General features: G+C 66.9%; 11 protein-coding genes and 8 pseudogenes. 10 read left to right on the top strand and 9 right to left on the bottom strand.

Annotation, left to right across the window (positions count from 1 at the left end):
• Window positions 1–4 precede the first annotated feature (4 nt).
• Window positions 5–1,081 carry a linear amide C-N hydrolase gene (locus tag DK427_RS11195; protein ID WP_109951321.1) on the bottom strand — a complete coding sequence of 359 codons (1,077 nt, stop codon included), beginning with the start codon at window positions 1,079–1,081 and terminating at the stop codon, window positions 5–7.
• Between the two features lie 183 nt (window positions 1,082–1,264).
• On the opposite strand from DK427_RS11195, the pseudogene DK427_RS11190 reads away from it, so the two are divergent.
• Window positions 1,265–1,939: pseudogene (locus DK427_RS11190) on the top strand (IS5 family transposase); the annotation flags it as partial.
• Between the two features lie 89 nt (window positions 1,940–2,028).
• Here the strand turns inward: DK427_RS11190 and DK427_RS27080 are convergent.
• Window positions 2,029–2,334, bottom strand: coding sequence for a helix-turn-helix domain-containing protein (locus DK427_RS27080; RefSeq protein WP_281276991.1), 306 nt, complete (start codon window positions 2,332–2,334; stop codon window positions 2,029–2,031).
• Between the two features lie 93 nt (window positions 2,335–2,427).
• Between DK427_RS27080 and DK427_RS27540 the strand changes: the two are divergent.
• From DK427_RS27540 to DK427_RS11170, 3 genes and pseudogenes are all read left to right on the top strand, one after another.
• A pseudogene (locus tag DK427_RS27540) lies at window positions 2,428–2,616 on the top strand (integrase core domain-containing protein); the annotation flags it as partial.
• 296 nt (window positions 2,617–2,912) lie between these two features.
• The gene (ppk2, locus tag DK427_RS11175) at window positions 2,913–3,836 is read left to right on the top strand and encodes a polyphosphate kinase 2 (protein ID WP_109951318.1); all 924 of its coding nucleotides are present in this window, start codon (window positions 2,913–2,915) and stop codon (window positions 3,834–3,836) included.
• Between the two features lie 228 nt (window positions 3,837–4,064).
• Window positions 4,065–5,528, top strand: coding sequence for a carbohydrate porin (locus tag DK427_RS11170; RefSeq protein WP_245930890.1), 1,464 nt, complete (start codon window positions 4,065–4,067; stop codon window positions 5,526–5,528).
• 5 nt (window positions 5,529–5,533) lie between these two features.
• Here DK427_RS11170 and DK427_RS11165 read toward each other — a convergent pair whose 3' ends face one another.
• Together DK427_RS11165 and DK427_RS11160 are read right to left on the bottom strand one after the other, a co-directional pair.
• Window positions 5,534–6,577: a CorA family divalent cation transporter gene (locus DK427_RS11165; RefSeq protein WP_245930888.1), complete on the bottom strand. Its 1,044-nt coding sequence runs from the start codon at window positions 6,575–6,577 to the stop codon at window positions 5,534–5,536.
• A 6-nt stretch (window positions 6,578–6,583) separates the two neighbouring features.
• Window positions 6,584–8,221 (bottom strand): annotated as a pseudogene (locus DK427_RS11160) (inorganic phosphate transporter).
• Between the two features lie 277 nt (window positions 8,222–8,498).
• On the opposite strand from DK427_RS11160, the pseudogene DK427_RS11155 reads away from it, so the two are divergent.
• From DK427_RS11155 to DK427_RS11145, 3 genes and pseudogenes are all read left to right on the top strand, one after another.
• Window positions 8,499–10,566 (top strand): annotated as a pseudogene (locus DK427_RS11155) (hybrid sensor histidine kinase/response regulator).
• A gap of 131 nt (window positions 10,567–10,697) precedes the next feature.
• A pseudogene (locus tag DK427_RS11150) lies at window positions 10,698–10,898 on the top strand (integrase core domain-containing protein); the annotation flags it as partial.
• Window positions 10,899–11,373: 475 nt separating this feature from the next.
• Window positions 11,374–13,758 (top strand): EAL domain-containing protein, encoded by a 2,385-nt coding sequence (locus DK427_RS11145; RefSeq protein ID WP_109951316.1) that lies wholly within the window; start codon window positions 11,374–11,376, stop codon window positions 13,756–13,758.
• A gap of 304 nt (window positions 13,759–14,062) precedes the next feature.
• On the opposite strand, the gene DK427_RS11140 is transcribed toward DK427_RS11145, so the two are convergent.
• The 4 genes from DK427_RS11140 to DK427_RS11130 all read right to left on the bottom strand — a co-directional run bounded on the left by DK427_RS11140 (window position 14,063) and on the right by DK427_RS11130 (window position 16,717).
• Complete coding sequence (locus tag DK427_RS11140; RefSeq protein WP_109951315.1) at window positions 14,063–15,052, bottom strand: DUF808 domain-containing protein; 990 nt, start codon at window positions 15,050–15,052, stop codon at window positions 14,063–14,065.
• A 386-nt stretch (window positions 15,053–15,438) separates the two neighbouring features.
• Window positions 15,439–15,717 carry an adenylosuccinate synthase gene (locus DK427_RS11135; protein WP_109951314.1) on the bottom strand — a complete coding sequence of 93 codons (279 nt, stop codon included), beginning with the start codon at window positions 15,715–15,717 and terminating at the stop codon, window positions 15,439–15,441.
• A gap of 102 nt (window positions 15,718–15,819) precedes the next feature.
• Window positions 15,820–16,245 (bottom strand): hypothetical protein, encoded by a 426-nt coding sequence (locus DK427_RS26275; protein WP_162559772.1) that lies wholly within the window; start codon window positions 16,243–16,245, stop codon window positions 15,820–15,822.
• Between the two features lie 193 nt (window positions 16,246–16,438).
• Entirely contained in the window at window positions 16,439–16,717 is a 279-nt protein-coding gene (locus DK427_RS11130; RefSeq protein ID WP_245931007.1) for a DUF2171 domain-containing protein, read from the bottom strand.
• Here DK427_RS11130 and DK427_RS11125 point away from each other — a divergent pair.
• Both DK427_RS11125 and DK427_RS11120 read left to right on the top strand, forming a co-directional pair.
• Window positions 16,668–17,979 (top strand): annotated as a pseudogene (locus DK427_RS11125) (efflux RND transporter periplasmic adaptor subunit). The gene DK427_RS11130 and the pseudogene DK427_RS11125 overlap by 50 nt on opposite strands.
• 116 nt (window positions 17,980–18,095) lie before the next feature.
• Window positions 18,096–18,451 (top strand): annotated as a pseudogene (locus tag DK427_RS11120) (efflux RND transporter permease subunit); the annotation flags it as partial.
• A 36-nt stretch (window positions 18,452–18,487) separates the two neighbouring features.
• On the opposite strand, the pseudogene DK427_RS11115 reads toward DK427_RS11120, so the two are convergent.
• Window positions 18,488–19,466, bottom strand: a pseudogene (locus DK427_RS11115) (integrase core domain-containing protein).
• Window positions 19,467–19,721: 255 nt separating this feature from the next.
• On the opposite strand from DK427_RS11115, the gene DK427_RS11110 reads away from it, so the two are divergent.
• Window positions 19,722–22,694 (top strand): PAS domain-containing hybrid sensor histidine kinase/response regulator, encoded by a 2,973-nt coding sequence (locus DK427_RS11110; protein WP_245930887.1) that lies wholly within the window; start codon window positions 19,722–19,724, stop codon window positions 22,692–22,694.
• The last annotated feature ends 236 nt before the right edge of the window (window positions 22,695–22,930 follow it).

The following is a 22,930-nucleotide window of genomic DNA, read 5'->3' as shown; positions in this document are numbered from 1 at the left end:
CGCTCTATCGCGGCAGTCCGGCAAAAGGAAAAGGCTTCGCCTCGCGATAGGACCGTGTCGCATTTCCGGCGAAGACGTTGGCCTGATCGACGCCGAGATCGAGTTTCAGCACTTTCCCCGTTTCCTTGGAGAAATCGATCTGGTTCAGGTCGGTCCAGAATGTGTTGGGTGAAAGCGCCGATTCGAAGAAATAGAGGCGGCGCTTGTGATCGAAGACCGTGCGCCAACGTGTGGAGGATATTTCCGGTTGGTCCGACGTCGAAAGCCCGAGCGGCACGGAAACATTGCGTATGATGCCGTAGACGCTGGCCAAGAGGTGATTCGAGTCTCCATCCGGCGGGATCGATTTGACGTAGAAGGAGGCGCGGGCGAAGCGATCGGACGCACGGTTCGTACCGGGCAGCATGACCGTTCCGCCGATCTGCGACCAGTAGGATGCAAGGGCAAGCTGCTGTTCGTAGGTCGGAGAGTTCGTCATAACTTGGTATTGGCGTCCATGATGGATGACCTGCTTGCCGTCGATATATTCGATGATTGCACTGTCTCCGCTGGAATCGGACAGGGACATATGGACGTTTGCTATGACCTGGGTGCCAGGAATCGTGCTCGTCACGAGCGTGAAGGGGTGCTTCTCAAAGGCGGCAACGGCTTCATCGACAGTCGCGAAGTTGTCGAGAGCGTATTGCGCCCAGACTGAGATCGCCAACCCAGGCGGCCCCTTGCCATCGAAAGGCGGGTACTGCGACTCTTCAAGCCAGAGCACATTGGCCGTAAGGCCCTCTTCGTTGGCGCCGTCCGAGGTTGAGTTGTCGAACGCTGTCGCGACCAGGGATCCATATTTCGACGTCCACTGGATCGAGTTGGGCCCGACTTCACCATTGCGCGCCATCCCGCGCGGCAGGATGTAAAGATCGGTTCCGATCGGTGTTTCCCAGTCCATCGATCGGGCCGTGAAAATCTTTCCGTCTCGTCCGAGGTATACGAAGCGGGAGCAGGCGCCTGCGGGTTCAACAACGCCTTGAAGCGTGGCCCAGAATGCCACCACCGACACGAAAACCCTGATTGAAAGAATCCGTGTCATCGCGACATATCCTCATCAGGTTATGATACTGTAGTGCATATTTGAAAAATTATATTTCATTAATGGGTTATTTTAGTGATTTATTTTGGGCCTGCTCTCAGGCAGCCGGTCGATCCCTGAAATGATAGGAGCATGCCAGCGCAGACAATCATCCCGCAATTTCCTGCAATAACTTAAATCAAAATGCGGGAGATCTTGAACGCGATCTTCTACGTGCTGCGCAGCGGGATCGCGTGGCGTCTGATCCCTAAGGACTTGCCGCCCCGCTCGACCACCTACGGCTACTTCAGTCGGTGGCGCGACGATGGCCTGTTCGGCCGAATCAACCACCACCTCGTCATGGCCGACCGTGAACGGGTCGGCCGTGAAGCTTCGCCATCCGCGGCGGTTCTGGACAGCCAGAGCATCAAGACCACCGAGAGTGGCGGGCCGCGCGGCTACGATGCCGGCAAGACGGTGAAGGGTCGTAAGCGCCAAGCTCTGGTCGACACGGACGGGCGCGCCCTCGTCCTCGATCCGCAGCCCGCCGACGTGCAGGATCGCGACGGAGCGGTGCCGGTGCTGCGCCTGTCGCGCCGAACTTTTCCATTCATCACCAAGGCGTTCGCCGATGCGGGTTACACTGGCGATCAGCCGGCGAACGCCACGAGCATCAATGTCGAGATCGTACGCAAGCCACCCGGACAGGTCGGCTTCGCCGTCCACCCACGCCGCTGGGGCGTCGAGCGCTTCTTCGCCTGGATCAGCCGCAACCGCCGCCTCTGGAAGGACCCAGAGACCACTCTCGCCTCAGCACAGGCCTTCCGCTACGCCGCCGCTGTCATAATCCTTGTTCGACGTATCGGACGGGGATCATGACTTGTCGGACGGACTCTCAGAGAAAACGAGGTAGCTATCCTTATCACCGCTTCCCGTTGTAACCTGAACAGGCTGTAGGCGAAGGTTCATCAGGCTACTTGGGGTTCAAGCTGTAGGTATGCAGGATCAAACTCCGCGATCCGCAAAAGTTCATCCAAAGCTTCAATCACCAGTGTCTGCTCGCACAGCGTGATCAAAGCCAGGCTGCGCATCTCCCTCAGCACGCGATTGATGTGCACGCTGGTGAGACCCAACACATCGGCCAGATCGACCTGCGTGATCGGCAGCGGACAGCGGTAGTGATCGGCTAGCCCCACCGCCTGGAGCTTCAGGGACAGCTCACAGAAGAGGTGTGCGACCTGTGACCTGACCGGCTGGTTTTGGACCGGGCTGATTGAGAGGATCAGCCAGGACCGAAGGAGTCGGACATGCGGCGAGGACAGAAGGCACTGCGCAAGCGGGTCGCCAAGACAGGCTCGCAGATCAAGTACGTCGCCCCGGGCTCACCGTGGGAGGACGGGTACTGTGAGAGCTTCAACGGCAAGCTGCGCGACGAGTGCCTGCGCCAAGAGATCGTCTACGCGCTCCAGGAAGCCCAGGCTGCAATCGCCCTGTGGCAGAACACCTACAACCGCGTCCGGCCGCACGCGTCCCTAGGCTATCGGCCGCCCGCGCCTGTCAGCTTCCCCGAGCTGGCCTTCCGCCTACCCCAGGTCAAAGGCCACAACGTGCGTACCCTGACACGCTGCGGCCTCGGATCGACAACGCACCAGAACCGGCTCCGGATCAGGTCGCGACGGCGGTCGATGACGTCGGAGTGGTCCTGACGCCGCCGCAGAGCGCGGACCGCGATGCGGCCACCGAGGAGCCGGATAGTCCCGACCTCTTCCGGCCAGCCGGTCCAGGCTTCTCAGTCTTGTCATGGAAGCCTGATCCTATCGCCAATCCTCCTTGCACCTTCGAAGTGGCGACGATGATGCCTGACGAACGCACACCTCACGAGGCCGACATAGAGGCGATCCGCCGCGAGCTCGCCGACAGCTACGACGAGGAGTTCGAGCTGGAGCTCGAAGACGAGCGCCTGGAGCGCCTCGAGGCGCGGTCCGGCGAGGCACGACCCGATGCGCTGAGCCGCAAACTATACTTCCGCGAGCTGCTCCGCCTGCAGCACGAGCTGGTCCAGCTCCAGGACTGGGTGCAGGACAGGAAGCTCCGGGTGGTGGTCCTGTTCGAGGGCCGCGACTCGGCCGGCAAGGGCGGCGTGATCAAGCGGATCACCCAGCGCCTCAACCCGCGCGTCTGCCGCGTCGCGGCGCTGCCCGCGCCGAGCGAGCGCGAGCGCACGCAATGGTACTTCCAGCGCTACGTCGCGCATCTGCCGGCCGCTGGCGAGATCGTGCTGTTCGACCGCTCGTGGTACAACCGTGCCGGTGTCGAGCGGGTGATGGGCTTCTGCAGCGAGGCCGAGGTCGAGGAGTTCTTTCGCTCGGTGCCGGAGTTCGAGCGCATGCTGGTGCGCTCAGGGATCGTCCTGCTCAAGTACTGGTTCTCGATCACCGACGCGGAGCAGGAACTCCGCTTCCGGATGCGGATCGAGGACCCGCTCAAGCAGTGGAAGCTCTCGCCGATGGACGTCGAATCGCGCCGCCGCTGGGAGGACTACACCCGGGCCAAGGAGGACATGCTGGCGCGCACCCACATTCCCGAAGCACCCTGGCGGGTGGTCGAGGCGGTGGATAAGAAGCGGGCGCGCCTCAACTGCATCAGCCACATCCTGGAGCAGATCCCCTACGGTGAGGTCGAGCGTCCCCCGGTACGGCTGCCGCCGCGCGAGCGCCACGCGGATTACGTGCGCGGACCGATCCCGGCCGAGATGTACGTGGCGGCGCGGTATTGAGCAGTGGGGGGAGCAGCGGCCTCGGATCCATCCCGGGCTGCTGCGGTGATGGTTGGCGGGCGCGAGGGTCGGCTTTTCCTCCCTCGGGTCGAGACATCGCCTGCCCTGCACGAGCGTCCTGAGCGCTCGTGGTTTGGCGGGCAGAACCGACGGAGGGGCGCGGGGTACACGATGTTTCGCGGCCTCTGCACACCGCAGGTGCGGTCCCTCGCACTTGCAAGCTCGCTGATGTCGGGCTCCGCGGCGGTCGCGCAGCCACCCCTCGACGTTCTGAGCGAGGCCGCCCGCGTGGCCACCGAGGGCTTCGCCATCGGGTCCGATGCGGGCGCGGGCGGCGATCCCCAGACCTCCGTCGCCCAGCCGGTCTTCTCGGCGCAGCGCTCGGCGGAGGTGACGAGCACGATCCAGGATCTGCTCGGCCCGGCCGGAGACCCGGGCGGGTACCGCGCCTTCCTGCGCGCGCGCGGCATCACCTACGACCTGATCTACTTCACTGAAGCCGTCCACACGGCCCGCGGCGGCATGCGGCGGGGCACTGCGACGCTCGGGCTGGTGGATGTCGACGTCGATGTCGACCTCGATACCCTGGCGGGTTGGAAGGGCGGCGCCCTCCACACGACCTTCTACCAGGTCCACGGACGCGGTGCGTCGCGCTCCTATGTCGGCAACCTGCTGACCGTGAGCGACATCGAGGCTCTCTCGGCCTCGCGCCTCAACGAGGTTTGGTTCGAGCAGAGCTTGTTCGACGGCCGGCTCGCGGTGCGCGTGGGGCAGCTCGCCACCGATACCGAGTACATGGTCAGCCAGACCGGCATCCTGTTCACCAACGGCTCCCTCGGCTGGGCCGCAATCCTGGCGAGCAACCTCAGGGGCGGGGGCCCGTCCTACCCATTGGCCTCTCCGGGCGTTCGCGTAAAAGTCGTGCCCAACGCCAACCTGTCCTTCCAGGCCGGTCTCTACGACGGCGATCCGGGCGGGCCCGACCGCCTCGGCCGCGAGCCCGACCCGCAGCGGCGCAACCGCACCGGCACCCGCTTCCCGCTCACCGACCCGGCGCTCGCCATCGCGGAGGTCTCCTACGCCTACAACATCGCGCCGGGCTCCGTGGGCGAGCCCGGCACGGTCACGCTCGGCGGCTGGTACCAGTTCGGCCGCTTCAACGCGCTCGGCCGCGACGCGGAGGGCCGGTCGCTGGCCGACCCGGCGAGTTCGGGGATCGGGCGGCGGCTCGGCGGCGACGGCGGGATCTACGGGCTCGTCGACCAGACGATCTACCGGGAGCCGAACGACCCCAACGACGGCGCCAGCGTGTTCCTGCGCGCCGCGGGCTCGCCCGGCGACCGCAACCTGATCGACCTCTACCTGGATGCCGGCATCGCCTACCGAGGGCTGTTCCGCGGCCGGTCCGACGACACGATGGGGCTCGCGGTCGGCCACGCCCGTATCTCCGGCGCCGCCCGCCGGCTCGACGTCGAGACCGCGGCGTTCGGCGGCGTCCCGGGCCCGCGCCGCAGCGCGGAGACCGTGGTGGAGGCGACCTACCAGGCGGTGCTCGGTCCAGGCGTCGCCGTGCAGCCCAGCATCCAGTACGTGTTCAAGCCCGGCGGCGGCGTCGGCAACCCGCGCGATCCCGACGGCGCGCGGATCCGCAACGCCGCCGTGTTCGGCCTGCGCGCCACGATCCGCTACTGAAGCGCTCAGTCGCGGGGCGGGCGGATGCCGAGGCCGCGGATCAGCGCGAAGGCCGCGAGCGCCGAGGCGACGGCGACCGCGATGGCGACCGAGGAGCCGCTCTCGTTGTCCGCGAGCGGCAGCCCCTTGGTGTTCATGCCGAACAGGCCGGTCACCAGCGTCGGCGGCAGGAACAGGGCGGTGAGCACCGACAGGGTGTAGAGCTGCCGGTTCGAGGCCTGGGCGAGGTAGGAGGCCAGCTCCTCCTGCATCAGGCGCGAGCGGTCGGCGAGCATCACCATGTCCCGGTCGAGGGCGTCGAGCCGCTGCGCGATCCGGACGGCGGCGGCGACGGCCGCGGCCGGGATCTGCTCGTCGGCGGCGGCCGTCTCCAAGCGGTGGAAGACCGCGCGCAGGCCCAGCAGCTGCCTGTGCAGCCGGACCGCGTCGCGGCGGATCGGGCCGAGCCGCCGCCTCTCGCCGCGGACGCGCTCGTCGAGGATGTGGTCCTCGATCTCGTCGAGCTCGTCGGCGAGGCGGCCGCCGGTCTCCGCCATCGCGGCGACGACCTGCTCGACGATGATCTCCAGGAGCTGGACGGGCGCGAGGATGCACTGCCCCTCGCTCGCAGCATCGCGGGCCACGTCGGGTCCGACGACGGGGTGGCGCCGGCCGCTCGCGAGGAGGCGCGGCCCCATCACGAAATGCAGTCGCCCGCCCGCATCGACCTTGGCGGGCGCGCCGGCCTCGCGCACGAGATCGGCCACGACGCCGCCGATATGGCCGTCCTCGACCAGGAGGCGCTGGTGCGGATCGCTGGCGAAGGCGGCCCCGGTGAGGCGCCGTGGACCGAGCCGGCCCTCGGCGACGAGGTCGGCCAGCCGCGCGTCGTTCAGGTTGAAGTGCAGCCAGGTGAAGCCCTCGCCGAAGCTCCCCGGACTAAGCAGCACCTCCGCGTGGCCGACGAGGTGGCCGCGGCCACCCTCGTCGAAGCGCATGGCCCAGAGAAGGCCCGGAAGCGCCGGCTCGTCGCAGAGGAGGCGAGCCGGCATCGGCGATGCAGCGGTCATCCCGGTTCAGAACAGGCGCGAAAAGATCACGTAGAGCGTGCCGGACAGGAGCATCGCGACCGGCAGGGTGAGCACCCAGGCCATGGCCAGGTTGCGCAGGGTCGCGACCTGAAGGCCGGATCGGTTGGCGGCCATGGTGCCCGCGACACCCGACGAGAGCACGTGCGTGGTCGAGACCGGCAGGCCGAACATGTCGGCCGCGCCGATCGTGCCCGCGGCCACCAGCTCCGCGGAGGCACCCTGGGCGTAGGTCAGGTGGGTCTTGCCGATCCTCTCGCCCACCGTGATCACGATGCGCTTCCAGCCCACCATCGTGCCGAGGCCCAGCGCGATCGCCACGGCGACCTTCACCCAGGTCGGGATGAAGCGCGTCGCCTCGTCGAGGCTCTTCTTGTAGGCGTCGAGCGCGCCGACCTCGGCGGGCGAGAGCTCGCTCTCCTTGTCCTTCATCAGGAAGCGGACGGCCTCGGAGGCGAGGTACATGTCGTTGCGGGTGTTGCCCACCGCCTCGGCCGGGACCTTCGCCAGGGTGCCGTACCGGTCGACCTGCTCACCGATCTGCCCGATCAGGATCGAGAGCGACGGGTAGGTGCCGCCCTCGATCTTGCGGGCGGCGACGTAGGCCGTCACCGCCGGGCGAGGATCGCCGATGATGCCGTAGCCGGCAGCCTTCCTCGCCACCACCGCGGAGGCTGCCTGCGAGACCAGCCGGAACTGCGCCACCGAGGAATCCGGCAGGGCGCGGTTGAGGGCGTAGGCAGTCGGTACGGTGCCGATCAGGATGAGCATGATCAGGCCCATGCCCTTCTGCCCGTCGTTCGAGCCGTGCGCGAAGGAGACGCCCGTGCAGGTCGCGATCAGGAGGCCGCGGATCCACCAGGGCGGCGGCTACTTGCCCTTGGGCTCGGCGTAGAGGGCGGGATTGCGCACCAGGAAGCGCAGGACGAGCAGCAGCCCACCGGCTGCCAGGAAGCCGAAGACGGGCGAGAGCAGCAGCGACCAGCCGATCTCGGTGGCCTTCGTCCAGTCGACGCCGGACGTGCCCGAGCGGCCGTGCATGAGGGCGTTGGCGACGCCGACGCCGATGATCGAGCCGATCAGGGTGTGCGACGAGGAGGCCGGCAGGCCGAAGTACCAGGTCCCGAGGTTCCAGATGATGGCGGCGATCAGAAGGGCGAAGACCATCGCGAAGCCCGCCCCCGACCCGACCTGCAGGATCAGCTCGACCGGCAGCAGGCTGACGATGCCGAAGGCGACAGCGCCCGAGGACAGGAGCACGCCGAGGAAGTTGAAGAATCCGGACCAGACGACGGCGACGTTGGCCGGCAGCGAGTGCGTGTAGATGACGGTCGCGACGGCGTTGGCGGTGTCGTGGAAGCCGTTCACGAACTCGAAGCCGAGCGCGATGACGAGCGCCACGAAGAGCAGGATGTAGGGCAGGTAGGTGGTGACCTGGACGCCGGTGGCGTCGACGTCGAGGTAGATGCTGTAGGCGACGTAGAGGAGGGCGGCGGCGATGGCGCCCGTGAAGACGACGGCCGCGAGGATGGAGCGATGGCCATCGAGATTCGGGCGACCGTGGTGGGGCTCCGGCGCCGCTCGATCTCGGCCCGGCGCGTAGCCGCCGATCGCTGACCCTGCCATGCCGACCTCTCCGACGATGCGTGCGGTCCTGTACCGCTGAAAACCTCCTGAGCACGGGGTCGGCGAAATTTTTATGACAGCCTACGGATTAAAACTGACCTAGAGGGTCAGCCGCGCATGCTCCTGGGATAGAAGCGGAATGCGATCTGCCATCAGACGTCTGAATAGCACGTGCGACCGGACCTCTCCCAGATGCACCGTTGGGATCCGCTGAGGGTCAGGAGTACGGGTGGGGCATAGCCAACGTTTTTTGAGAGGTCTGCACGTTTCAACACACGTGCTGAGTGCCAGCGAACGGCCTCACCCCTGCGGTGGACCTACAGTGTCAGCCGCGAATGCACGCCGTGATCCGAGGGGCTTGGGTCGCCCCGAGGCGGCACGCCGCGAGGCGGAGCACCGGCTGCAACTTGAGGCCGAGCGGCAGCGCCTGAGCCTGCAGCAGATGCCGGGCTTCGCCTGCATTCTCACCGGGCCGGAGCACCGCTATTTGTACGTCAACGACGCCTACGTCAGGGTCGCAGGAGCGCGCCTGTTTGTCGGTCGGAGCGTGCGCGAGGTGTTCCCGGAGCTTGAGGGCCAGGGCTTCTACGAGCTGCTCGACAGGGTCTACGCGACCGGCGAGCCGTTCCTCGCGCGGGGCATGCCGATCCGCCTCGCGGGCGAAGGCGAGGAGCGGTACCTCGACTTCATCTACCAGCCGGTCCGCGACGACGCCGGCCTCGTCACCGGCATCTTCGTCGGCGGCTACGATGTCACCGATTGGAAGCGCGCCGAGCGGGAGTTGGCCGAGCTCAACGCCTCCCTTCAGGGCGAGGTGGCGGCCCGCACAGCCGAGCGCGACCAGGTCTGGCAAGCAAGCTCCGATCTCCTGTCGGTGGCGAACTTCGAAGGCCGCTTCGTCAGCCTGAACCCAGCCTGGGCCGGGACGCTCGGCTGGAGCGAGGCCGAGATGAAGGGCCGGCCCTTCCTCGACTACGTGCACCCGGACGATCGTGAGGTCACTTTGGGCTCCGTCGCTGCGCTGGTGCGCGGCGAGCCGGCGCTCGGGTTCGAGAATCGTTACCGCGCCAAGGACGGCACCTACCGCTGGTTTTCCTGGAACGCGGTCCCACGCGACGGGCTCATCTACGCCTCGGTCCGCGACGTGACCGTGATCAAGGCGCAGGCCGAGGCGCTCGCTCGGACCGAGGAGGCATTGCGCCAAGCTCAGAAGATGGAAGCGGTCGGGCAACTGACCGGCGGCCTCGCCCACGACTTCAACAACCTGCTGGCCGGCATCTCCGGCTCGCTGGAGCTCATGCGGACAAGGTTGAGCCAGGGCCGCCTGACGGACCTCGACCGCTACATGACAGCAGCTCAGGGCGCCTCGAAGCGGGCAGCGGCGCTCACCCACCGCCTGCTCGCCTTCTCGCGGCAGCAGACGCTCGACCCGAAGCCGACCGACGTGAACGCCCTCGTCCACGGCATGGAGGAGCTGATCCAGCGCACGGTTGGCCCCGCCAACACGGTCGAGGTGGTCGGCGCCTCAGGCTTGTGGCCCGCGCTGGTCGACCCGCACCAGCTCGAGAACGCGTTGCTCAACCTGTGCATCAACGCCCGCGACGCCATGCCGGACGGGGGCCGCATCACGGTCGAGACCGCCAACAAATGGCTCGACGAGCACGCGGCGAGGCAGCACGACATTCCGCCCGGACAGTACCTGTCGCTGTGCGTCACCGACTCCGGCACCGGCATGACACCCGACGTCATCGCCAAGGCGTTCGACCCGTTCTTCACGACCAAGCCCCTCGGTCAAGGCACCGGCCTGGGCCTGTCGATGATCTACGGGTTCGCCAAGCAGTCGGGGGGGGCAGGTGCGGATCTACTCCGAGGTCGAGCAGGGCACGACCGTGTGCATCTACCTGCCCCGCCACCACGGCCCCGCGGATGAGACGGGCACGCTAACGTCGCTCGCGGAAGCGCCGCGGGCCGAGCTGGGCGAGACGGTCCTCGTGGTCGACGATGAACCGACCGTGCGGATGCTGGTGACCGAAGTGCTGGAAGACCTCGGCTACGCCGCCATCGAGGCTGGCGACAGCGCGTCGGGCCTGAAGGTGCTGCAATCGGACGTGCGCATCGATCTGCTCGTCACCGACGTCGGCCTACCAGGCGGCATGAATGGGCGCCAGATGGCGGATGCGGGCCGGGTGAAGCGCCCGAGCCTGAAGGTGCTGTTCATCACCGGCTACGCCGAGAACGCGGCCGTCGGGAACGGCCACCTAGAGCCCGGCATGGCGGTGCTGACCAAGCCCTTTGTGGTCGAGACCCTAGGCGTACGCATCCGGGAGATGCTCGGCCGCGCCTAGTGGCGCCCCCGGTCGGACACGGGTATCAATTCTGTGGCGGCCGCGTAACAGCGAGCGTCACCCGCTACGCGTCACGCCGTCCGGCAGCTCCACAATGCGGCGCCGCGAGCGCTGGCAAGGGCTTGGCCGACCACGACAACGCAATGTGCGAGAGCTTCTTCGCGACGCTGGAGTGCGAGTTGCTCGACCGCCGGCGCTTCGCCTCTCAAGCACAGGCCCGCATGGCCGTGTTCACCTTCATCGAGGGCTTCTACAATCCCGTGCGCCTGCACTCCGCGCCCGGTTATCGCTCACCCATCCGCTACGAACAGGAGATGCTCGCTAACCCCTGATCCGCAAGCGTTCCACCGATCCACCAAAACGGGTCAACTCCACCTCAGGGCGAACCACTTCGTTGGAGGCGAATCGGTCGGCCGGGCTCAGTTGCTTCAGGTCGAACCCGCTTCACCAAATGCCGGACCAAACATCGAGCGGTAGCTCAGCACCCATCTTGGACCCTACCTCGACGCAAGCTGGCGGACCTTTGGATTTGCGCCCATCTCTGCCGCTCGTCAGCCGTCGCTCGCGTCTCCGAAGCAGACAGTGGGTCAAAACAGGTAACGATCTGACCACACCAAGCCAGACAGAAACGTTTCTGTGCGACCTGCGTGTCAAGACTAGTCTTCTCAGGATGCGACCTGAGCGAGATAGGGCTGAAGTCCTGCAGGGTAACTTTCATAATATATGTTATGAACAAACATATTTATTCTTTGGTAACGAGATGCCGAATAAGTAAGATGTGATTATTTTTCGCCGGTGCGCTTTGACATGCTTAAGGTTGTTGGCTGCTTCGTGGAAGCGCACGACTTATGGCTGGTTAGCCTGGCTGCCGTGATCTGTACCCTCGCGGCGATCACCTGTGTCGAACTCCTTCGTCATGCCAGCAAGGCCAGAGGGCGACTGCACGCCACATGGCTGTGCGTGGCAGCGGTCGCGGGCGGCTCAGGCATTTGGGCGACCCATTTCGTCGCGATGCTCGCCTTCGAGCCCAGCGTACCGAACGGTTACGACCTCGGTCTCACAGCGCTCTCACTTCTCTATGCGGTCCTGCTGACCGGCGCCGGGCTCACGCTCGCGCAGGTGCGGCCGGTGCCATTCGCGCCCCTGCTAGGCGGTGGGGTACTCGGAGGCGGGATCGCCGCCATGCATTACACCGGCATGGCCGCCTACGAGATCGCCGGCCATATCCGGTGGGATCCGATACTGGTCACCGCCTCGCTTGTGCTCGCTACGTCGCTCGGCGGCGCCGCCCTGCAGGTTACCTTGTCGGGCAGTGGCGCGCGTGCGCATATCATCGGCGCGCTGCTTCTGCTGCTGGCAATCGTCAGCCACCATTTCACCGCGATGGGTTCGGTCACGATCGTTCCCGATCCCAGCATCCTTATCTCGGAGGCCGCCTTGCCATCGCGCTGGCTGGCCGCCGGCGTCGCCCTGGCCAGCCTGACGATCCTGTTCCTCGCCTGCGCCGTGCTGGCCCTCGACATCCGGGACCGGCGTCACGCCGCCCTGGAGCGTGAGCGGCTTCAAAGTCTGGCCAACGCCGCTGTCGAGGGACTCGTGGTCTGCCGGGGCGACACGATCGTCAATGCCAACGAGAGCTTCGCGCGGCTGGTCGGCATCGGAGCAGCCGACCTGGCAGGCACTGCGCTGTCGCGGTTCATGCCCGATGCGGCAGCCCGCTTGGCGACCGCCGGACAGCCCGACCAGGCGGTGGAGACCGAGTTGAGGGTGTCGGACGTCAATGCGATCCCGGTCGAGCTGATCATGCGGCCGATCGCCTACGGGAACCGGCCCCACTTCGCCGTGGCCGTGCGGGATCTGCGCGCCCGCCGCAAAGCCGAGGGTCAGATCCAATTCCTCGCCCACCACGACCCGCTCACGGGTCTGGCCAACCGGACGAGCTTCAACCAAAGGCTTGACCAAGAGCTGAAGCGGGCCGACGCGACCGGCCGGAAGCTCGCCGTGCTCTGCCTCGACCTGGACCGGTTCAAGGAGGTCAACGACCTGTTCGGACACGCTGCGGGCGACACCCTGTTGGTGAACGTCGCCCGCGCGATCACGGCATTGCTCGATGAGCCACAGTTGATGGCTCGTCTCGGCGGCGATGAGTTCGCGATCCTGATACCTTGCGAACATGCCATGGCTGCCGGCCGCCTCGCTGAGCAGATCCTGGAAGCGCTGCGCACCGGCAGCATGGATGCCGCCGGACCAGCCGTCGCGACCAGCGTCGGCATTGCCCTCTATCCGGATGACGCGGACGACCGGGCACTGCTGCTGAGCTACGCCGATACCGCGCTCTACAAGGCCAAGTCCGAAGGGCGAGGCACCTATCGCTTCTTCGAGGCGAAGCTCGGCACCCAGGTGCGCGAGCGCCGCATCCTGGAGCATGATTTGCGTCACGCCATCGCCCGCGGCGAGATGCACTTGGTCTACCAGCCCCAGACCGACGTGCAGTCGGGTGCCATCTTCGGCTTCGAGGTGCTGCTGCGCTGGCAGCACTCCGAGCGCGGCCCGATTTCGCCGGCGCTGTTCATCCCGATCGCTGAGGAGAGCGGCGCCATCCTGCAGATCGGCGAGTGGGTTCTTCGCGCGGCCTGCCGGGAGGCGGCGAGCTGGCCCAACCCCCTCTCGGTGGCGGTCAATGTCTCAGCGGTGCAGCTGCTCGCCCCCCACTTCGCCCAGATGGTGCACGAGGTCTTGTTCCAGACCGAATTGCGCCCCGAGCGGCTGGAGATCGAGATCACGGAGACGGCGCTGATCCGGGACCCGAGCCGGGCCCAGTCGACCCTGCGCCAGCTCAAAGCACTCGGCCTGCGGATCGCCATGGACGATTTCGGCACGGGCTATTCCTCGCTCTCAAACCTGCGCGCCTACCCATTCGACAAGATCAAGATCGACGGCTCGTTCATCCGGGCGGTCGACGAGAACGAGCAGACCCAGGCCATCGTGCGCTCCGTGCTCGGCCTCGGCCGTGGCCTCGGCCTGCCCGTGCTGGCCGAGGGCGTCGAGACCGCGGAGGAGCTGCGCTTCCTCATCGAGGAGAACTGCCAGTCGGCTCAGGGCTACCTGATGGGCAGGCCGGCTGCGATCGAGCAATTTGCAGAGCACACGCATAACACCACCGTGCCAGCGCTGACCGACAAAGTGGCTTGATCGTCGGGTATGAGGAACCTCAGGTCATAGGCCGAGTGTTGCAAGTGACCGTATCGGTGCACCCCCGCCGGATCAGTGGCCAGACGCTGTGCAGGTTGCGGTGCGTGAGCGTGAAATGCTGCGAGCTTGAACGTGGGCCGACTGATGCCCGTGTTCCGATAGCCGAGGCGGTCGCCAGCGCGTCCGTGATGGCCGGCCCGGTCCCCTCCGCTTATGCAGAGACTCTTCCTCGAAGCAGGTATCCCGCTTCTGAGCGATGGTTCAGAACAGCAAACAGAGCGTCATTGCGGGAATGCCTCGCCGCTCAGGCCGTGCGCGTCCGCAGTTGTGAGAGGCTCTGCCACGCTGGTGCGAGAACATGGCTCGTCAGCGGGATCAGAATGCCGCCGACGACCAGACCAACGAGCCCGGATGCCGTTGCCGTCACGAGCCACCCTACGAGACCTTGAGCTGCGGGAAGCAGAGCGCCCACCCACTCGGCCGTGGCGTGGATCAACCGGGCCGGCGCCGATAGGCCGTAGCTCTCAAGGCCGTGCACGAGAATCCCGCCCCCGACCCAGATCATCGCGGCCGTTCCGACGATTGCGAGAAGTTTCAGCAAACCCGGCATGCCTCGGACGACGGCGCGCCCGATCCCGCGGCTCAAGCTACCGAGGGGGGGCGCCGCTGTACTCCTGGCCAGAGCCAACCCAGCATCGTCCGCCTTTACGATCAGCGCCACCGCACCGTAGACGGCGACAGTGATTCCCAAACCGACGACGGCGAGGATCGCCGCACGTGTCCAGAAGCTTCCCTCCGGGATGGCCGCCAGGGTGATCGCCATGATCTCGGCGGAGAGGATGAAGTCAGTCTTGATCGCGCTTGCAACCCGACGGTCTTCCAGCACCCGCGTGTTCTGTGAGCCGACAAGCGCGTCCTCATGCTTGTGAGCCTTGCCAGGGAACAAGACCTCGTAGACCTTCTCGGTGCCCTCGTAACAGAGATAGGCGCCACCCAGCATAAGGAGCGGCGTGATTGCCCAAGGGGCGAGCGCGCTGAGCGCGAGCGCCCCGGGAAGCAGGAACAAGAGCTTGTTGCGCAGCGAGCCCAGCGCGATCCGACCGACGATCGGCAATTCGCGCTCGGGCGCGAAGCCCACCACGTAGCGCGGCGTCACCGCGGCATCGTCGATGACGACGCCCGCCGCCTTCGCTCCGGCTTTGGCGGCTTGCCCGGCTACGTCGTCGAGCGAGGCTGCTGCCGTTTTCGCGATGACCACTACATCGTCCAGGAGCGCGATCAGTCCGACACTCATGACGTCCCCTCGGAGCAACAGCTTCGCTTAAAGACGTGCGAGCGGAGCGTTTGATCCGTGACCTGTAAAATCATCGCGAAGGATCGGCGGCCATGCACCGCTCGCTGCCGAAGGCATGCTTATCCGTCCCGGTGTGACGTGACGGCTGCCGGCTCCGCGAGCGATGGCCGCTGGAAGTTCGGACGACTGCCTCAACCACCGCGCAATCTGCCGGCCTCTCGACTTGCGAGCTTGGCAGCACGACTTCCGCGCTTAGCTCATCGCTTCGCCTGCTCGCTCGCGCGATGCGGCGGCTGGGCTTTTCTCGAGCGCGGACGCACGGCTCGGCCGCAGGACGCCGGATCAGCGGTCCGAGGCGAGCAGTCGGTGGCTCTCGGCCGAGCCTGTCACGCGGCCTGCGCGATTGTGAATTCCATGCCGCGACCGGGTCCCTGATCAGCGTAGTCGGCAAGCGCCAGCCCACGCTCAGCCAACGTGCCCTCTAGGATCGCGCGCTGCTTGCGCACCATCTGCCCCACCGCGAGCGGCGTCAGGCGCGGGCTGGCTTGTCGCAGCCGATCCACACCGATTGCGGCGGGTGTGCCGTCCCCCTCAGCGATACGCGCCAGAGCGAGGCCCAGATCCCGGGCCTTCGTCTCGGCAGCCGTCAGTTTCCTATATGCCATCTCGGTTCTAACCTTCAGTCTCAGGCGCCCTGCAGGCTCTCGACGAAGTGTCGAAGGTCTGCACCACGGAGCTAACCTTCAGGGCTATGCCCGGATCTCTTCTCAGGCCATTCGCAGGGTCGGCGCAGTTCCGTCGTTGAAGGGCCGGGTAAGGATGCAGCGACCTGCGGCGTCGTGCGCGTGGACAATCCAGGCCGCCCCTTCGAGACGGCCGGCAACCTGGCCGTCGATCGCGCGCGTGCAGATACCGGCCGCGGTGATCGAGCACCGTGTGCTCGCCGCCCGTGCCGTGGAAACGGTGAGTGCCTGCCCGCATACGTTCTTTGCCTCGGCGTCCACAACCCACACGCAAACCTCCGCACCCGAATCGTGCCGCACCGATCCGCCGCGCTTGTTCTCCCTGTGTTCTAGCAGGTGAGGGGCGCGAATGCACGCGCAGGCTGGGGATGCGTGGTCACCTGCGGGCGAGCGGATCGCCGCGATCCGCGCATCGGCGGAGATGCCTGGATAGTCCTCGTCCACGCACATGGGCGAGGCGCCGGAGGGCGCCTACGCGCCCATCACACCAGAGATCCGGAACCTGGAGATTGCCGGCCGCTCCTTTGAGATCGCAGACGAACTGTGACCTGACCGGAAGCGGCTTCTGCGCCGCCGGGCGCGGGTGAGCCGCAAAAACCCGCCGAACGGGTCGGTTTGACGATTCATCGGCAGGCTCGAACATTCAGGCCGCGCCCGATGTGCTCCACTCGCGCCTCACCGCGTCGGCAGACCTGCTCAGGCGGACCCGATTGCGCTCGACAGACTGGACAAAGTCGATCGAGATGGAGTGGTGCAGGCCGCCAGCCTCCGCGTCGTTCTTCGTCAGCTTGATGTTGCCGTTCTTCAGGTGAGCGACCGTACCGACGTGCGTCCCGTCCGAACCGACGACGATGGCGTGCTCGCGGATCTGACTGGCATCTGCCCTGGCATGCCTCCGAGCGCGAACGGGCGAAACCGCGATTGGGAAGCGATGTTCCGATCGCCTCGGCAACGACCCCTGCCGAGGGCCGCCCGTCGTCGGCATCATTGCGGCCCGCAAGGAGCCGATCACGCAGACGGAGCAGTTCATCGGCCGCATCGAGGCGACGCAGCGTGTCGACATCCTCGCTCGGGTGACGGTGTTCATCGAGAAGCGGCTCTTCGTCGAGGGTGCCGACGTCGAGGAAGGCACGCTCCTCTACCTGCTCGAGCAGGGTCCGTTCCGGGCAACGATGGCCGCCCAGCAGGCGCAGATCGCGCAGGTCGAAGCCCAGCTGGTAAACGCGCGGCTGACGACGCAGCGCGCCAGAACCCTGCTCGGCGGACCGGCGGGGCAGCAATCGATCTACGACGCGGCCCTGGCAAACGAGCGCGCCCTGGAGGCCCAGCTGCAAGCCGCGCAGGCCCAGCTCGACACAGCGCAGATCAATCTCGGCTACACGGAGATCCGCGCCGATCGGCGGCCAGATCGGGCGCACCGCGCTGACGATCGGCAACGTCGTCGGGCCGGGTTCCGGGGTGCTGACGACGATCATCAGGCAGGACCCGATGTACGCCACCTTGCCGGCGGCAGTCCGTGAGGCGATCAATCTGAGGGCGCGTTACGCGCCGAAGGGCGGCTTCGGGGCCGTCCGGATCCGGGCCCAGCTGCCGGACGGCCGCTTCTACGACCACACCGGGACGCTCGTTTTCATCAACAACACCAGCGCGACGAGTACGGACACGATCCTGCTAAGCGGCGTGCTGCCGAACCCGCCGATCTTCGCTCAGACCCGCACCTCGGCCATCCTGCGTGAGCTTACGGAAGGCGAGTTCGTGACCGTGTTCCTTGAGGGCGTCGAGCCGGTCGAGGCGGTCGCGATCCCTCGCGCCACCGTCCTGTCCGACCAGCAGGGCAGCTACGTCTACGTGATCGGACCGGAAAATCGGGCGGAGGAGCGCCGAATCCGGCTCGGCCAGCCGAGCACGACGCTTGCGGCTGTGACGAGCGGCCTCGAAGTCGGAGAGCAGGTCGTCGCCGAAGGCCTGCAACAGGTCCGCACCGGCGAAACAGTCTCGCCCGAACCCGCCGACGCCGTTCTGCAGAGGATGATGCGGAATTCGACCGTGGACGAGGACCGCGCGGGGCCCGCTGGCCGCAGGGCCCCCGCCGCACCCGTCTCGCCGCTGACTGGGCAAGCTCCGACCGGAGCGGCCAGCGGCGCCGGCCCGAATACGGGCGACGGCCCGAGCGGCCGGCGCTAGCGCAGCGTGGGACGCCTCATGGGACGCCGCCCCCACCCCCTCCCCTGTCTCGCTCCGCGGCGACTCATGGCGGATCGAACGTCGTCTGCACCAGGCGGCCGAGCTCGGGGCGCGCCATGATCTCATCGATCTTCGTGGATCGCCCTCGGCTCGCGATCGTCATCGCGCTGATCATCACGATCGCGGGGGGCTGGCGCTGCTCCGGATCCCGGTCGCGCAGTTTCCGGAGATCGTACCGCCGCAGGTGAGTGTGACAGGGACCTATCCGGGGGCCTCCGTCGAGGTCGTCGAGGCGAGCGTCGCTCAGCCGCTCGAGGCGCAGGTCATCGGCGTTGACCGCATGATCTACATGAAGTCCACGAGCGCCAATGACGGCAGCCACAGCCTGTCGGTGAGTTTCGACCTCGGCACCGACCCGGACATCAACACCGTCACCGTCAACAACCGCGTCCAGTCGGCCCTGTCGCAGCTGACCTGACCGGTATTTTGGACCGAGCCGCGTGAGAGGCTACTGCATGGCCGCTGCCATGGGTAGGCGGAAGGCCAGATCGGGGAAGCTGACAGGCGCGGGCGGCCGATAGCCGAGGGACGCGTGCGGCCAGACGCGGTTGTAGGTGTTCTGTCACAGGGCGATTACAGCCTGGGCTTCCTGGAGCGAGTAGAGGATCTCTTGGCGCAGGTACTCGTCGCGCAGCTTGCCGTTGAAGCTCTCACAGTACCCGTTCTCCCACGGTGAGCCCGGGGCGATGTACTGGATCTGCGAGCCTGTCTTGGCGACCCGCTTGCGCAGGGCCTTCGCGATCATCTCAGGGCCATTGTCGCAGCGGATGTGCTCGGGGATGCCGTGCAGGCACATGGCGTCGGCCAGCGCCTCTCAGCCAGAGGCGGCTGCGCGGGCGGTGCTTCTGCGGGACCTTGAGCCCCTCGCGACGCTTGGATCGCGCTGAACCCGATCCTTGCCCACCTGCCAGCCGTCAGCCAGCCGCCTGCCTGCAGCAGCGCGGTGACGCGGCGGTAGCCATAGCGCCCGTACTCGGACGCCAGAGCAATGACGGCGCGGGTCAGTTCATCCTCGTCGGCCAGCACGGTCGGCACGTAGCGCTGCGTGCCCCGGTGCTGGCCGACGATCCGGCAGGCGTGACGTTCCGAGAGGCCATACTTCTCCCGAATGCCGGCCACCGCCTGCCGGCGTCGCTCGGGGCGAACCAAGGTTCCCGAGGCGACGTCCGCCAGCACCTGCTTCTCCAGGGATAGATCGGCCACGAGGCGCCGCAACCGAGCGTTCTCGCGCTCCAGATCCTTCATCTTCCGGGCCTGATCGACCTAGAGGCCGCCGTACTCCTTGCGCCATCGGTCATAGCTTTGCTCGGAGATCTACGCCTCCTGAGCTGAGCCAAAGCCAAACTCTTGCCCTGGGCGGTCTGGACCTCGATCTGGCGCAGCTTCAGCACGACCTGCTCCGCGCGCGTCTTCTGTCCTCGTCGCATGTCCGACGCCTTCGGTCCTGGCTGATCCTCTCAATCAGCCCGGTCCAAAACCAGCCGGTCAGGTCAGCGCTCTAAAGCGCACGGGTTCGATCCAGTGCGCGGGCTTCACTCGGTTGCCGACCTGACGCCAATTCTCCGTCGCGCAATCCAGGGTGCGAAGGCACGGCGCAGCTGATATTCCCGCGGGGCGAACGCGACCATTCCCGTCCGACAGGGGCTGACCACGAAGCGGCCGGCATCATGAGAGTAAGAGACGTGCCCGGCGCACCCCTGACCAGCCTGACCCGCGCCGAGTTGGAAGCGGAAGTCCTGCGCCTGCGCGCAGCCCTTGACACCACCGGCGTGGAAGCCGGACGCGATGTCCGGATTAACCTCGCGAACTCGCAGGAACTGGCCGTCGCGCTCGACGCCAGCCGCACGGTCCGCCCCCATAGCGAGGCACGCCAACGGGCCGCGTTCGACAGCGCGCTCGATTTCGCCATGGTCGTCATGGCTTCGGACGGCACGGTGACCGATTGGAACGGCGGCGCCGAGCGGGTGATGGGCTGGACCGCCGCGGAGATGCTCGGTCGAAGCGCCGCCGAGTTCTTCACGCTGGAGGACCGGGCCGACGGGCGGCCAGCCATCGAGATGGCCGAGGCCCTGCGCGTCGGTCGCGTGCCGGACGAGCGCTGGCACTTGCGCAAGGACGGTCGACGGTTCTGGGCATCCGGCGAGATGTTGCCGCTTCGAGACAGCGATGGGAGCCATCTCGGCTTCGTGAAGATCCTGCGCGACGTGACCGTCGAGCACACGACGGGCCTCGCGTTGCGCGAGGCCCAGGAACGCTACAGGCTGGCCGCCAAGGCCACCAACGACGCGATCTGGGATTGGGACCTCGCGACCGACGCCGTCCTTTGGAACGAGGCGCTGGAGACCGCGTACGGACATGCGCCACACGCCGTCGTGCAGACGGCGGACTGGCGGAGGGCCCAGATCCACCCGGACGACAGAGCGCGGGTCGCGGATTCGATCCGCAGGGTGGCTGTCGGCACGGGCAGCTCCTGGACGGAGGAGTATCGCTTCCGGCGCGCGGATGGCACCTACGTCGAGGTGCTCGATCGCGGACACGTGCTCCGAGATGCGGGTGGGCAGGCTGTGCGCATGATTGGCGCGATGCTCGATGTCAGCCGCACGCGCACTGCCGAGGCCGCCCTGCGCGCCAGCGAGGAGCGCTTCCGGACGATTCTGGAGACGGTCGAGGCCGCCTTCGCCATCGTCGAGGTGAAATTCGACGCCGACGACCGGCCGGTGAATTACCGCTTCCTGGAGGCAAATCCTGCCTTCGAGCGCGAGGCGGGGGTCAACCTGCGCGGCAAGTGGGTGACTGAGTATGCCCCGGACTTGGAGCCATTCTGGTTCGAGACCTACGGGCGCGTCGCCAGGACCCGCGAACCGACGAACTTCGAGAGCTACGCCGAGGCGTTCTCACGCTGGTTCGACGTCCGGGCGGTTCCCGTCGGCGACCCGCGGGACCGACAGATCGCCATCATCTTCAATGACGTGACCGCTCGCCGCGAAGCCGAGGAGCGCCTGCGTGCCAGCGAGGCCCTCGCGCGCGCCAATATCGAGCGCGTGCAACTCGCTCTGGCAGCCGGCGCCATCATCGGAACATGGCACTGGGACCTGCCGACTGACCGCTTCACGGTCGACGAGGGCTTCGCCCGCAACTTCGGGCTCGACCCATCGCTCGGCCGCGAAGGTATCCCGCTCGCTCAGATCGTCGCTACCGTCCATCCGGACGACCAGGCCGGGCTCGCCGCGGCCATCGACGAGGTCATTGCCCGTGGCGGCGCCTACGCGCACCAGTACCGGGTGCGGCGCGCCGACGGGCGCTACTACTGGATCGAGGCGAACGGCCGCGTCGAGCTCGGGCCGGACGGGACGCCGTTGCGATTTCCCGGCGTGCTCCTCGACGTCGATGAACGCCGTGCCGTCGAGCAGGAACGTGACCGCGCCATCGCACAGTTGCGCAGCCTCACCGAGACCCTGGAGCAGCGTGTCGAGGAGCGGACTGCCGAGTTGATGCGCGCCGAGGAGCAGCTTCGCCAGTCTCAGAAGATGGAGGCGGTCGGCCAGTTGACCGGAGGCCTCGCACACGACTTCAACAACCTGCTGGCGGGCATCTCCGGCAGCCTGGAGCTGATGGGCAACCGCATCGACCAAGGACGCCTCAAGGACGTCGACAAGTACATGGCCGCCGCACAGGGGGCGACGAAGCGCGCCGCGGCGCTGACCCACCGGTTGCTGGCCTTCTCGCGCCGTCAGACCCTGGCGCCGAAGGGAACGGATGTGAACGCCCTGGTCGAGGGCATTCTCGACCTCATCCGGCGCACCGTCGGACCGGCCGTGCACGTAGAGGCGGTGGGCCTGCCCGACCTATGGCCCGCGCTCGTCGACCCGTCCCAGTTGGAGAACGCACTGCTCAACCTCTGCATCAACGCGCGGGACGCGATGCCGGATGGGGGCCGGATCGTCATCGAGACCGACAACCGCTGGATCGACGCGCCAGCGGCACTGCGGCAGGACATTCCCGAAGGTCAGTACCTGTCGCTCAGCGTCTCGGATACCGGCACCGGCATGCCGCCCGATGTCATCGCCAAGGCGTTCGACCCGTTCTTCACCACGAAGCCGCTCGGGCAAGGCACGGGCCTCGGCCTGTCGATGATCTACGGCTTTGCCAAGCAATCCGGCGGGCAGGTACGCATCCACTCCGAGGAGGGGCGGGGCACGACGGTCAGCATCTACCTGCCCCGCCATCTGGGTAAGGCCGAGCGTGATGAGACGACGGCGGAAAGAAGCCTCGCGCCGGTCGCCGAGGCCGGCGAGACTGTGCTGATCGTCGATGACGAGCCCAGCGTGCGCATGATGGTGACCGACGTTCTGGACGATCTCGGCTATATCGCGGTCGAGGCGGCCGATGGGACCGGCGGTCTCAAGGTCCTGCAATCGGACGCCCGGATCGACCTCCTGATCACCGACGTCGGCTTGCCGGGCGGTCTGAACGGCCGACAGTTGGCGGACGCGGCACGGGTCACTCGGCCCGACCTGAAGGTGCTGTTCATTACCGGCTTCGCCGAAAACGCCTTGCTCGCCAGCGGCGACCTTGAACCCCGGATGTCTGTCCTGACCAAGCCATTCGCCATCGACGCCTTGGCCGCCCGCATCCGCGAGTTGACGGCGGCCTGAGCCGCCCGGCCTCAGCGAGCGCGGAGGCCGCCGACGTCGACCCCGCCTACCTCCATCTCCCGCGCGACGACACGGCCGGAGATGCTCCCCCGCCCCCCATCGCGGGACCGCCGGGGTTTCGGCGCCGAGGCCGGTGCGGCCGACCACCGCAGGCTGCACTTGGCGGCCGCCTCCGAGGTTTGCACCTGGAAGACAAGGTTCTCATGCCGTGATAGGCGCGATTCCGACGAAGGCCC

This window comes from Methylobacterium radiodurans (assembly GCF_003173735.1).
In the GTDB taxonomy this organism is placed as follows: Bacteria; Pseudomonadota; Alphaproteobacteria; order Rhizobiales; family Beijerinckiaceae; genus Methylobacterium; species Methylobacterium radiodurans.
The sequence above is the reverse complement of the archived record's forward strand: the minus strand, read 5'-3'. Positions and strand labels throughout refer to the sequence as shown.

Bases quoted from the DNA above. Each gene is read 5' to 3' on its own strand.
- DK427_RS11195 (WP_109951321.1), bottom strand. From the start codon at position 1,081: ATGACACGGATTCTTTCAATCAGGGTTTTCGTGTCGGTGGTGGCATTC.
- ppk2 (WP_109951318.1), top strand. From the start codon at position 2,913: ATGATGCCTGACGAACGCACACCTCACGAGGCCGACATAGAGGCGATC.
- DK427_RS11170 (WP_245930890.1), top strand. From the start codon at position 4,065: ATGTCGGGCTCCGCGGCGGTCGCGCAGCCACCCCTCGACGTTCTGAGC.
- DK427_RS11165 (WP_245930888.1), bottom strand. From the start codon at position 6,577: ATGACCGCTGCATCGCCGATGCCGGCTCGCCTCCTCTGCGACGAGCCG.
- DK427_RS11145 (WP_109951316.1), top strand. From the start codon at position 11,374: ATGCTTAAGGTTGTTGGCTGCTTCGTGGAAGCGCACGACTTATGGCTG.
- DK427_RS11140 (WP_109951315.1), bottom strand. From the start codon at position 15,052: ATGAGTGTCGGACTGATCGCGCTCCTGGACGATGTAGTGGTCATCGCG.
- DK427_RS11135 (WP_109951314.1), bottom strand. From the start codon at position 15,717: ATGGCATATAGGAAACTGACGGCTGCCGAGACGAAGGCCCGGGATCTG.
- DK427_RS26275 (WP_162559772.1), bottom strand. From the start codon at position 16,245: ATGTGCGTGGACGAGGACTATCCAGGCATCTCCGCCGATGCGCGGATC.